Origin of the sequence: Pedobacter planticolens (genome assembly GCF_014172375.1) — a bacterium.
Classification (GTDB): Bacteria; Bacteroidota; Bacteroidia; order Sphingobacteriales; family Sphingobacteriaceae; genus Pedobacter; species Pedobacter planticolens.
Map to the genome: position 1 here is coordinate 555,279 of NZ_WNXD01000001.1, position 11,815 is coordinate 567,093.

Sequence of the window (11,815 nt, forward strand, 5' to 3'; positions counted from 1 at the left end):
TTTGCAATACTCAATCTATTGCCTAATTTGAGTAAGTTTTTCAAATCCCTACTTATGGAAATAATACACTTCAGTGCAGAATGTTACCCAGTAGCTAAAGTTGGCGGATTGGGTGATGTTGTTGGGGCATTACCTAAATATCAAAATAAGCTAAATCATGTTGCCAAAGTGGTAATGCCAGCTTATAACACAAAATTTCTGCACCAAAATGAGTTCGAAGTTGTGTATGATGGTTGGGTTAGATTGGGTTCTGCTAATTTTCAGGCAAGGATATTTAGAGAAAAAACAAATAAACTCGGTTTCGATTTATTTTTGGTACATATAGCTGATTTATTAGATCGTGATAAAGTATATGGGTACGATGATGATACCGAACGTTTCCTAGCTTTTCAAATTGCCGCATTAGATTGGATTGCCCAATGGGAACACAAACCAAATGTAATTCATTGCCATGATCATCATACAGGTTTAATTCCTTTTATGGTTGGTAATTGTCATAATTATCGCCATTTAAGCCATATTCCTACTATTTTAACTATTCACAATGCCCAATATCAAGGTCAGTTTGGTTGGGATAAATTACATTATTTACCATCATTTGATTTACGTAACGCCTATAAATTAGATTGGGATAATTCCATCAATCCATTAGCATCTGCTATAAAATGTGCTTGGAGAGTAACCACGGTTTCGCCAAGTTATTTAGAAGAAATTAGTCATAAAGCCAACGGATTAGAAAGTTTATTTGCACAAGAACGAGGAAAATCTGTTGGGATTTTAAATGGTATCGATAACGAAGTTTGGAATCCACAAAAAGATCCGATGCTAACCAAAGGATTTACTGTTCGTACTGTAGAAAGTGGAAAAAAAGCAAACAAAGAAGCATTATGTAATGTTTTTAATTTAGATTCAACAAAACCACTTTACACATTTATTGGACGTTTAGTTGGAGAAAAAGGCGCAGATTTATTGCCCGATATTTTTTATAATGCTTTACAACAAAGTGATGGCGAAATAAATATTTTGGTATTAGGTTCGGGAGAACCTGATGTAGAAGATCGATTAAATGCGTTGACTCACCAATTTCCTGGAAGGTATAACGCGTATATTGGATATAATGAAGCATTATCGCATCAAATTTATGCAGGTGCAGATTTTCTCTTAATGCCATCGAGAGTAGAACCATGCGGTTTGAACCAAATGTACGCACTTCGTTATGGTACAATTCCAATTGTAAGGCGCATTGGCGGATTAAAAGATACAGTAATTGATATTGGTGATGGAGGGTTTGGAATTTGTCACGATCAAACCAATATTTGGGATGTAGGACATGCCATTGGAAGGGCTTTTGATTTATTTTTAGATCAGAAAAAAGTGAAAGAAATTCGTAAGTTTATCATGACTTTGGACCACTCTTGGGATAGAGCTGCTCAACAGTATATTGATGTATACCAAATGTAAAACTAAATATATATGACCGACAAAGTATTGGGTGTAATTCTTGGTGGCGGCCAAGGATCAAGATTATCTCCACTAACACAAACCCGCTCAAAACCAGCTGTACCAATAGGAGGCAAGTATCGTTTAGTTGATATTCCTATTTCAAATTGTATAAACTCCGGCATCCACCGTATGTTTGTGTTAACACAATTTAACTCGGCTTCTCTAAATAAGCACATAAAAAACACCTATCACTTTAGTCATTTTTCTAAGGCATTTGTAGATATTTTGGCCGCAGAGCAAACACCAGAAAATCCAACGTGGTTTCAAGGTACAGCCGATGCAGTTAGACAATGTATGCATCACATTGTAAATCATGAGTTTGATTATATTCTCATTTTATCTGGAGATCAATTGTACCAGATGGATTTTAAAAAAATGCTGAAAGCCCATGTTGATAAGAAAGCAGAAATTTCTATTGCCACTATTCCTGTAAGTGCTTGTGATGCAACTGAGTTTGGAATTTTAAAAACTGATGAAGAAAGCTTTATTACTTCATTTATAGAAAAACCGAAAGCAGATTTATTACCAGATTGGACTTCTGAAACCAGCGATGAAATGAAAGGTGCTGGAAGAAATTACTTAGCATCAATGGGTATTTACATATTTAATCGTGATTTACTGATTAAATTGTTGAAAGATAATCCTGAAGAAAAAGATTTTGGTAAGGAAATTATTCCAAGATCATTGCTGAGTAATCATGTGTTAAGCTATCAATACGAAGGTTATTGGACCGATATTGGTAATATTTCTTCATTTTTTGAAGCAAATTTAGGTCTAACGGATGAATTGCCTCAGTTTAATATGTTTGATAATGCACATACCATATTTACCAGAGCAAGAATGCTACCTCCTTCAAAAATATCGGGTACAACTTTAGAAAAAACTATTGTTTCTGAAGGATGCATTATACAAGCAAGTAGAGTAGAAAGATCAGTTTTAGGGATTAGATCTCGAATTGGAAAAGGAACAACCATAGCAAATGCTTACGTGATGGGAACAGATCATTACCAAACTTTAGCAGAAATACAAGAGGCAACAGATGCTGGTCAACCTTTGTTGGGTATTGGCGATCGTTGCTATATTAATAATGCTATTGTAGATAAAAATTGCCGTATTGGAGATGATGTACGCATTAATGGCGGTACTCATTTAACCGAGGGTGATTATGGATTGTATGTAGTAAAAGATGGGATTGTTGTGGTTAAAAAAGGAGCCATAATTCCAAATGGAACGGTGATTTAATAAAGTTAACCTTTTGATAAATTCAAAGCCTTTACTGAAAAGTAAGGGCTTTTTTGTTATCTTGAAAATATATTCAGCTAACATCATCCCTATGAGTATTCCCTATTTATTAATTCTATTTCGATTTTTATTAGCTCCAATCATTATTTTTCTCTCTTATGTTTGGAGAGAAGAAGTTACTTATATCGTATTAATACTGATGTTTTTAGGCTTACTATCTGATATTTTTGATGGTATTATTGCTAGAAAAATGAAAATAGATACCGAGAAAATGAGAAGATTGGATAGTCAGACGGATTTGATTTTTTGGCTGAGTATTTCTGTGAGTTGTTATCTCATTTATCCCGAATTGATTAAAGAAAACTTAATTGGAGTACTTGCAATTGTATTAATGGAAGCGGTTTGTTATGGTGTTAGTTTAATCAAATTTGGAAAAGAAACGTGTACGCATGCCTTTGTTTCTAAAATGTGGGGACTTACTTTGTTAGCTACTTTTACGTGTTTATTAGGTTTCGCTTACGGCGGATGGATGATGAAAATTTGTATTATTTTGGGTTTAATTTCTCAGATAGATGTGATTTTAATCATCTTGTTTTTACCAAAATGGACACATGATATTCCGAGTTTTTACCATGCTATTTTAATAAGAAAAGGTATTGAATTTAAGAAAAGTAAGTATTTGAATAGCTGATATTTATACTAAGAAAGCGGCTTCCCATCCAGGTAGCCGCTTTTCTTAAACCAAATATAAATGTGTATGAACAGGACAAATATAGAAAAATAAAATAAAGACTACTAATTTAGTCGTATTTATTTTAAAATAATTTCACTTAATTTTTTGATGGAGTTTTGTAAGAGCTGAAAGTTGTTTTTTGCACCAACTTTGTTCATAAGCCTGATAGTAGCGAACACGAAATGAAATGGAGTAAAGCGAATAGCAGGGCTGATGTTGCCAAGAATTACTGGAGTTCACTTTCAAAAGATCCTCAATGTTAGTCTGAGTTTATCGAAGACTACTGTGCGGTTAAAATGTCCTTCGACAAGCTCAGGATGATAGGTTTAACTAAGCATAATTAAACACCAAAGAAAAAGTTGTTTGCTGATTTGGAATAGAATTTACTTCTAAACTACCACCATGCATTTTCATAATATTACGCGTAATCGTTAGGCCAATTCCAGATCCATTTTTGCGTGTGGTATAAAAAGGCACAAATATTTTCTCAATATTACTTGCTTCGATGCCGTTTCCATTATCAATTACATCAATGTATACTTTATTGTGTGCTAAGCGATAAGTCACCTCAATAATGGGTTGCTCTACACTTTCAAGCGCATACATGCTATTGGTAATTAAGTTAATTAATGCTTGCTCCACTAATTTAAAATCTATTTGTAGCGAAATTTTTGAGGAAGTTTGCAAAACCTGTAATTTAATATGTTTAGCACTTACCATCGGCTGCATTAGCACTTTTACATGCTGTAAGATTTCGCCAACACTATGCTGTTCTGCATTTGGAGTAGGTAATTCGGCAATTAATCGATAATCTTTTACGAAATCTAATAAACCTTCGGAGCGACGTTTAATGGTTTGTAAAGCTGGTTTTAAATCTTCCAGATCTTCACTGTTTAAACTTGTTTTATCGCTAATCATTTGGTTAACGGTAGCAGAAAGTGAGCTGATAGGAGTGATAGAATTTAAAATTTCGTGAGAGATTACGCCAATCAAACGGTTCCAAGCTTCGGTTTCTTTTTGCTCAATTTCATCTTTAATATTTTGGAATGAAATGATAATATGATCAGCACCATAAAGATTAAGTGGAATAACTTCTATAGAAAGTTGAATAAATTTGTCTTGTATTTTTAGTTCGAGAAAACGTTTTCCGCCTGTATATATTTTTTCTATTTCTTGAGCGAAAATTGGTAAATGTTGCTCAAATCTATGCCAGTAACTATATGCAGGAACATTTAATAAATTACTTGCGGCTAAATTGAAGAAAGAGATTTCAGATTTTTCTTGTTCAATTTTATTTTTTTTGACCACGATTACACCAACAGGAACTTGCTCTAATATGGTTTTAATAAGTTGAAAAATAGAGTCTTGCTCTAACTGAATGTCTTTATGAATTTGTATGATTTCATTAAATGATTCGTATAATTCTGGAAAACTTCCTTTAGTAGCTTTATTCTTAAAATTTAAAGTATGATCTCTTGTTTTAACAGCTAATATGAAGCGTTTAATATCTTCTCTAATCTGATTAATGTAAAAATAGAGCGAAATAATACTGCCCAATAAAATGATGCTTACGCCCGTAATCGTAAACCATAACTGAGTATTACGAATAAGGTAAAACAACAATATGCCGAGCAAATTGATCAATAATAAGCGGCTTATTAAACGAAAAGTAAATCTTTGATAAAACATTGGGTAAGTGAAAGTTTAAAGTTCGAGCCGAAAATTAGTTGTTTAAATATAGAAGTTTTTAAAGTCCAAATTTCTCAATTCTGCGATATAAGGCGGCACGAGTTAAACCCAATTCGGCTGCGGCTCTAGAAATATTGCCTTTATGCTTTTCTATCGCTTTATTTACCATCATTTTTTCCATTTCTTCTAAAGGCATATCTGCTTGTAAAACTCCTTGATTACCAAATTTTTGTGGAGATAATTGCAAATCATTTTCAGTAATTTCTAGTCCATCGGTCATAATTATGGCTCTTTCTATTACATGTTGTAACTCGCGAATATTTCCTGGCCAACTGTAGTTAAGCAAAGTTTGCTCGGCTTTAGCAGTAATATTTTTGATTGCTTTATGATACTTACTACTAAAAACTTGCAAAAAATGATAGGCTAAAAGCACAATATCATTACCTCGTTGACGTAAAGGAGGTAAAAGCAATTCTACCGTATTAATGCGGAATAATAAATCTTGTCTAAAAGTGCCTTTTGCAACCATTTCATTTAATGGCATATTTGTGGCGCTAATTAAACGAACATCAATTTTTCGTTCTTTACTTTCGCCTAAACGAGTAACAGTTCGATTTTGTAAAACACTTAATAATTTGGCTTGTAGCGGTAAAGAAAGATTTCCAATTTCATCTAAGAAAATTGTACCACCATCTGCCATTTCAAAACGACCAGGTTTATCTTCTCTTGCATCGGTAAAAGCACCTTTTGCATAACCAAAAAGCTCACTTTCGAATAAATTTTCATTTAAGGAACCTAAATCAACATGCATAAAAATCTGCTTTCTTCTTAATGAGTTTTTATGCAGTTCATACGCAAAAACCTGTTTTCCAGTACCATTTTCGCCTAAAATTAAAACATTAGCATCGGTAGGGGCTACTTTTATTAAGGTTTTTTGAAGCTGTTGCACACTATCATTGTTACCCACAATATGTTCAAATTTCCGAGCCATATCACTTTGCATTGAGGTATGGATTTTCTCTAATTTTTTAACTTTTTTGTTCGATTGCCTTAATCTAGTAGCTGCAGAAAGCGTTGCATACAATTTTTCGTTTTCCCAAGGTTTGAGTATAAAATCTGTTGCTCCTTTTTTTATGGCCTGAACTGCTAATTCTACATTTCCGAAAGCAGTCATAAGAATTACCACGTAATCTTTGTCGATAGATAAAATATGTTCTAACCAATACAATCCCTCACGACCATCACTTGCGCCTTTTTGATAATTCATATCTAGCAAAATGATATCAACCTCATTTTTACTTAACAATACATTAATTTCTCGTGGAGATTTACAAGTAAGTATTTGATTAAAATGCTGCTTTAAAAAAAGCCTAGCACTTAACAGGATGTCATCGTCATCATCAATTACTAAAATATTGGCATCTATCATCATATCTTTAAATTTAAAACCTCACCACCCCAAACCCCTCTCCTTGAAGAGAGGGGCTTACAAGTGTATTATAAAATCTTTTACCTTTTCTATAACGTTAGGTAACTTGTTTAATACCTCTTCATTTGTAAACCTTAAGGTGGTAATCCCTTCTTCTTTTAATTCCTTGTTTCGCTCGTTATCATATTCCTTATTTTCTCTAGAATTATGAATTTTACCATCAATTTCTATAACTAATTTTATTTCATGACAATAGAAATCTGCAATGTAATTAACTATTGGATGTTGCCTTCTAAATTTTAATCCATTTAATCTCCTATTTCTTAAAATCTCCCAAATAATTTCCTCAGGTTTAGTATGTCTTTGACGTAATTCTTTTGAGAATTCAAATTGTTTAGCATTCGCACCTTTAAATAAATTCTCATTGTAATCTTTCATAGTATGAATCATATTTAATCCTTCTCCATATGGAGAAGGTGGCTGAAAGCCGGATGAGGTAAAATTAATTGAAACTGTTCGATGATGTACAGCTACTGTTCGATATTGAACATAATATTTTGCGTATTAATTTTAATTAACTGATTTACAGGTGATTAAAATTTATCTCGCTCTTGGCACAAACTTGGCAAAAGGCATAGCATTAACAGCATATATCCACATGGACAAAGTAGTACAGAAAAAAAGATTTAATAAGAAAACAATACTAATTATTGTTGGTACAATAGTTTTTATCGGGTTAGTAGCTTATGGATACAGTTTATCCTTAAGTAAAGTTTATAAAGCAGAGGCTGATAAAATTACAATTAGCAAAGTGCAATATGGCGATTTTGAGGATGTGGTTTTGCTAAACGCAAGTGTTGTACCATTAACATCCGTTATTGTAAGTTCATCTGAAGGTGGAACGGTTGCACAGATTTTTACAGAGAATGGCGCTACAGTTGTTGCCGGAACTCCATTGCTAAGAATTGCTAATCCAAATGCATTATCGAATTATACTTCAAGCGAAACTAGCATTACAGAACAGATTAATCAATTGCGCAAGTTAAGATTGGATTTAGAAACTAATCAGAGGATAATGAGCCAAGATATGATGGACATTGAGAATAGCTTAAGAACATCAACCCGAAAATATAAAATTGATAGTGCTTTATTTTCAAAAAAGGTAATCACTAAAGAAGAATTTAATACTTCGAGTCAAGATTATGAATATTATCAAGGTAGAAAAGCGTTATTAAAACAAGCGGTTAAACAAGAAAATCAAAGTCGTGTAATGCAATTGCAGCAAATAGAGGTTTCTATTTCGAGAATGAATGAAAGTTTGCAAACGATTAGACAAAATATCGAAAACATGACGATTAAAGCACCAGTTTCAGGTCGTTTATCATCCTATGATCCTATCATCGGAAAATCATATGGAGCAAATGAAATGTTGGGTAAAATTGATGTTTTGCAAGGATATAAATTACAAGCTGGTGTTGATGAATATTATCTCAACCGTGTAAAAGAAGGACAAACGGCTCAATGTGAATTCAATGGAAAAACGTATTCACTTACGGTTAGAAAGGTAATTCCAGAAATTATTGCTGGTCAGTTTCAAGTAGAATTATCATTTGAAGGCAAATCGCCAGACGAATTAAGACGTGGTTTATCGATGCAAGTAAAATTGACTTTATCAGATAATAGTAAATCACTTTTATTAGCACAAGGACAGTTCTTCCAAAGTACTGGCGGAAGTTGGGTATTTGTTGTAAAAGATGGAAAAGCTAGTAAACGAAATGTGAAAATTGGACGAAAAAACTACTTGTATTATGAAGTATTAGAAGGATTGCAGAAAGACGAAGAAGTAATTACTTCATCATATGATCAGTTTAACCAATACGATGTAATAGAAATTAATAAATAGAAAATTTAGGTTGGTTAAGCTCCGTATCAGGTGCGTTGATCGGAGCACCAACTTTTAAAAAATATGAGTATTGAGATGTGAGATTTGACAACGTTTCAACTTTACAACATTAAAACCTTACAACAATTATTATGATAAAAATTGAAAATCTGGAAAAAGTTTACAAAACAGAAGAAATAGAAACTACTGCATTAAATGGTATTAATCTTCATGTAAAAGAAGGCGAATTTGTTTCTATTATGGGACCTTCGGGTTGCGGGAAATCAACTTTGTTAAATGTTATGGGACTTTTGGATAAACCTGAAAGTGGTAGTTATAAATTTATAGAAACAGAGCTTTTAACGTTAAATGATAGAGAACGTTCAAATTTTAGAAAAAGAAATATGGGATTTGTATTTCAAAACTTCAATTTAATTGATGAGTTGACCGTATTCGAAAACATCGAATTGCCTTTAATTTATAACAAAGTTCCGGCAGGTGAACGTAAAAAACTGGTGAATGAAATTATCGGACGAATGAATATTGTAAATCGTTCTGGTCATTTTCCTCAACAATTATCAGGTGGTCAGCAACAACGTGTGGCTGTTGCAAGAGCTTTAGTAACCAAACCAAAATTAGTTTTAGCCGATGAGCCAACTGGAAATTTGGATAGTACACATGGTAATGAAGTAATGGAATTGCTTTGTGAGTTAAATGAAACGGGAACAACTATCGTGATGGTTACACACTCTAGTCATGATGCAAGTTTCTCGAACAGAATCATTAACCTGAAAGATGGTCATGTAATTTCTGAGAAAATTAACAAAGGAAGAACGGAAGAATTGATTTAATCAGTTGCCAGTTATGAGTTTCCAGTTGTCAGTCTGGGCTCATAACTCGTAACACATAACCCACAACACAAATGTTTAAACTCAACTTAAAAATCGCTTTGCGCAACTTGTGGAAGAATAAAACTTCTTCATTTATAAATGTAATTGGCTTGGCTATTGGACTAGCTGCATGTTTAATGTTGCTTTTATATGTTACTTACGAGTTGAATTTCGATAAAGAATCTAAGAATTCAGAAAACGTTTATACCGTAATGACCAATATTCCAGGGGATAATGGAAAAGTTTCTAATACGTTTGAGGGTTCTACAACGGCACTTGGACCATTGTTAAAAGAAGAAATTCCAGAAATTAAGCATTTAGCTAGAATGAATTACCTCAAAAAGGCATTGATTGCTGTTGGGGAAAATAGTTTTAAAAAACTCGGAAAATTTGCTGAACCAGAAATACTCAAATTGTTTGATTACCAATATATAGTAGGTAATGCAGCAACTGCGATGCAAAATCCTAAATCGGTAATTCTTACAGAAAGCACCGCGAAAGTGTTATTTGGCTCTACGCAAGTGTTAAATAGGGTTGTTAAATATCAAGATAAAGAAGATTTGACTGTCTCTGCAGTAATTAAAGATTTGCCTGATAATACTTCTGCAACCTTAAAATTTGATTATCTAATGCCTTGGGCTTTTTACGAGATGGTTGATGCCAGCGCAAAAGAGCTTAATTGGGGAAATTTCAGTTTTGTTACTATGGCTTTATTAGATCCAAATACAGATGTAACTAGGGTTAATGAAAAAATAGATAAAGTAGTAAAAACACATTTAGAGCAAGCAAATCAGCCTTATTTCCTTTACCCATTAAGCAAGCTTCATCTATATGGTAAGTTTGAAAATGGGGTAAATGTTGGCGGTGATATTGAGCAAATTTATCTATTTGTAGCATTGGCATTTGGTATTTTGATGATTGCCTGTATCAATTTTATGAATATGGCTACGGCAAAATCAGAGAAACGTGCAAAAGAAGTAGGTATAAAAAAGACGATTGGTGCAAATAGAGTTTCATTAATTATGCAATTTTTAACAGAATCAATGGTGTTAACTTTCATTGCTGTAATTGTTGCAATTGCTCTCTTAGAAATTTTCTTGCCCACCTTTAACAATCTCTTAAACATTAAGTTAAGTATTGGATATTTTAGTGCATCAAGCTGGATGTGGATTTTAGGAATAGTATTCTTAACTGGTTTAATTGCTGGAAGTTATCCTGCATTTTACTTGTCGGCATTTAATCCTATCCAAACTTTAAAAAAGAGGATAAAATCTGGTGGAATTTTAGCCATCAACTTAAGGCAAGTGCTTGTTGTAGGACAGTTTTGTTTTGCAATTGTGTTGATTATTTCTACAATGGTTATTTATCGTCAAATACAGTTTATAAAAAATAGACCAATGGGAATTGATGTTAATGCGCTTGTAGAGATTCCGCAAGATGGCGAGTTAAAAACAAAGTTCGAGGTTGTTAAATCTCAACTATTGAAGTCTGGAGCTGTGAAGGCTGTGTCTCAATCATCAGTAGGTTTATCACATCGTGGGCAAAATTTCATGGATGTTAAGTGGGAGGGAATGGCTAAACCATTAAATACACAATTGTTTAATCAAGTAGCAACTACTTATGATTTCATTAAAACCAATGGAATTAAATTAAAAGAGGGAAGAGATTTTTCTAAGAATTTCGCATCAGATTCTGCTGGCGTATTGATTAGTGCTACAGCCCTAAAAGTATTTGGTTATACTAATCCTATTGGCAAAACAGTTACAATATTTGATGACAAATATACTATTGTTGGTGTTTTTGATGATTATGTATGGGATTCTCCTTATCAATCAAATAATCCTGTGATTGTATTTTTTGACCCAAACAGAACGGGAACAATTACTATGCGCTTAAATGAAGCAAACTCAATAGCACAAAACATTGCTACAATTACCGAAATCACAAAACAAGTTAATCCTGCATATCCAACCGATATTAAGTTCTTAAATTCAATTTATTTAGAGAAATATAATTCTGAAAAAACACTAGGTATTTTATCGAACCTTTTCGGCGGATTAGCAATTTTTGTTTCTTGTTTGGGTTTATTTGGTTTAGTTGCCTACAGTGCAGAACAGCGTACTAAGGAATTTGGTGTGCGTAAAGTACTTGGTGCATCTGTTACTAATTTGATGCAATTGCTTTCATTATCCTTCGTCAAAATGATAGTTGTAGCAATTATTATTGCTGTTCCATTAAGCTATTATGCGATGGGAAAATGGTTATCGAAATTTGAATTCCATACCGAAATAAATTGGTGGATTATGCTATTAGCGGCATTTGGAACTTTAGCAATGGCATTGATAACTGTAAGCTTTCAAGCGTATAAATCGGCCAAAGCTAACCCGGTTGATGCATTGAAATACGAATAGTATACAGGTCTAAATACTATGTACTAACTACTAAGA

General features: G+C 33.1%; 9 protein-coding genes. 6 read left to right on the forward strand and 3 right to left on the reverse strand.

Annotated elements, in window-relative coordinates:
• Positions 1-54 precede the first annotated feature (54 nt).
• The 3 genes from GM921_RS02435 (at position 55) to GM921_RS02445 (ending at position 3,436) form a co-directional block, all read left to right on the forward strand.
• Positions 55-1,461: a glycogen synthase gene (locus GM921_RS02435; protein WP_182921024.1), complete on the forward strand. Its 1,407-nt coding sequence runs from the start codon at positions 55-57 to the stop codon at positions 1,459-1,461.
• A 12-nt stretch (positions 1,462-1,473) separates the two neighbouring features.
• Positions 1,474-2,745, forward strand: coding sequence for a glucose-1-phosphate adenylyltransferase (locus tag GM921_RS02440; RefSeq protein WP_182921025.1), 1,272 nt, complete (start codon positions 1,474-1,476; stop codon positions 2,743-2,745).
• A gap of 91 nt (positions 2,746-2,836) precedes the next feature.
• Entirely contained in the window at positions 2,837-3,436 is a 600-nt protein-coding gene (locus GM921_RS02445; RefSeq protein WP_182921026.1) for a CDP-alcohol phosphatidyltransferase family protein, read from the forward strand.
• 372 nt (positions 3,437-3,808) lie between these two features.
• On the opposite strand, the gene GM921_RS02450 is transcribed toward GM921_RS02445, so the two are convergent.
• The 3 genes from GM921_RS02450 to GM921_RS02460 are packed head-to-tail and all read right to left on the reverse strand — an operon-like array spanning position 3,809 to position 7,034.
• A complete protein-coding gene (locus tag GM921_RS02450) occupies positions 3,809-5,167 on the reverse strand; it encodes a sensor histidine kinase (protein WP_182921027.1) in 1,359 nt (452 codons plus the stop codon).
• 58 nt (positions 5,168-5,225) lie between these two features.
• The gene (locus GM921_RS02455; protein WP_235969761.1) at positions 5,226-6,599 is read right to left on the reverse strand and encodes a sigma-54-dependent transcriptional regulator; all 1,374 of its coding nucleotides are present in this window, start codon (positions 6,597-6,599) and stop codon (positions 5,226-5,228) included.
• A 54-nt stretch (positions 6,600-6,653) separates the two neighbouring features.
• The gene (locus GM921_RS02460) at positions 6,654-7,034 is read right to left on the reverse strand and encodes an endonuclease domain-containing protein (protein WP_182921028.1); all 381 of its coding nucleotides are present in this window, start codon (positions 7,032-7,034) and stop codon (positions 6,654-6,656) included.
• 151 nt (positions 7,035-7,185) lie between these two features.
• On the opposite strand from GM921_RS02460, the gene GM921_RS02465 reads away from it, so the two are divergent.
• The 3 genes from GM921_RS02465 (at position 7,186) to GM921_RS02475 (ending at position 11,779) form a co-directional block, all read left to right on the forward strand.
• Positions 7,186-8,499 (forward strand): efflux RND transporter periplasmic adaptor subunit, encoded by a 1,314-nt coding sequence (locus tag GM921_RS02465; RefSeq protein ID WP_317170958.1) that lies wholly within the window; start codon positions 7,186-7,188, stop codon positions 8,497-8,499.
• 131 nt (positions 8,500-8,630) lie between these two features.
• Entirely contained in the window at positions 8,631-9,329 is a 699-nt protein-coding gene (locus GM921_RS02470) for an ABC transporter ATP-binding protein (protein WP_131552954.1), read from the forward strand.
• A gap of 71 nt (positions 9,330-9,400) precedes the next feature.
• Entirely contained in the window at positions 9,401-11,779 is a 2,379-nt protein-coding gene (locus GM921_RS02475; protein WP_182921029.1) for an ABC transporter permease, read from the forward strand.
• Positions 11,780-11,815: the final 36 nt, after the last annotated feature.

Bases quoted from the DNA above. Each gene is read 5' to 3' on its own strand.
- GM921_RS02440 (WP_182921025.1), top strand. From the start codon at position 1,474: ATGACCGACAAAGTATTGGGTGTAATTCTTGGTGGCGGCCAAGGATCA.
- GM921_RS02475 (WP_182921029.1), top strand. From the start codon at position 9,401: ATGTTTAAACTCAACTTAAAAATCGCTTTGCGCAACTTGTGGAAGAAT.
- GM921_RS02435 (WP_182921024.1), top strand. From the start codon at position 55: ATGGAAATAATACACTTCAGTGCAGAATGTTACCCAGTAGCTAAAGTT.
- GM921_RS02445 (WP_182921026.1), top strand. From the start codon at position 2,837: ATGAGTATTCCCTATTTATTAATTCTATTTCGATTTTTATTAGCTCCA.
- GM921_RS02455 (WP_235969761.1), bottom strand. From the start codon at position 6,599: ATGATGATAGATGCCAATATTTTAGTAATTGATGATGACGATGACATC.
- GM921_RS02470 (WP_131552954.1), top strand. From the start codon at position 8,631: ATGATAAAAATTGAAAATCTGGAAAAAGTTTACAAAACAGAAGAAATA.
- GM921_RS02450 (WP_182921027.1), bottom strand. From the start codon at position 5,167: ATGTTTTATCAAAGATTTACTTTTCGTTTAATAAGCCGCTTATTATTG.
- GM921_RS02460 (WP_182921028.1), bottom strand. From the start codon at position 7,034: ATGAAAGATTACAATGAGAATTTATTTAAAGGTGCGAATGCTAAACAA.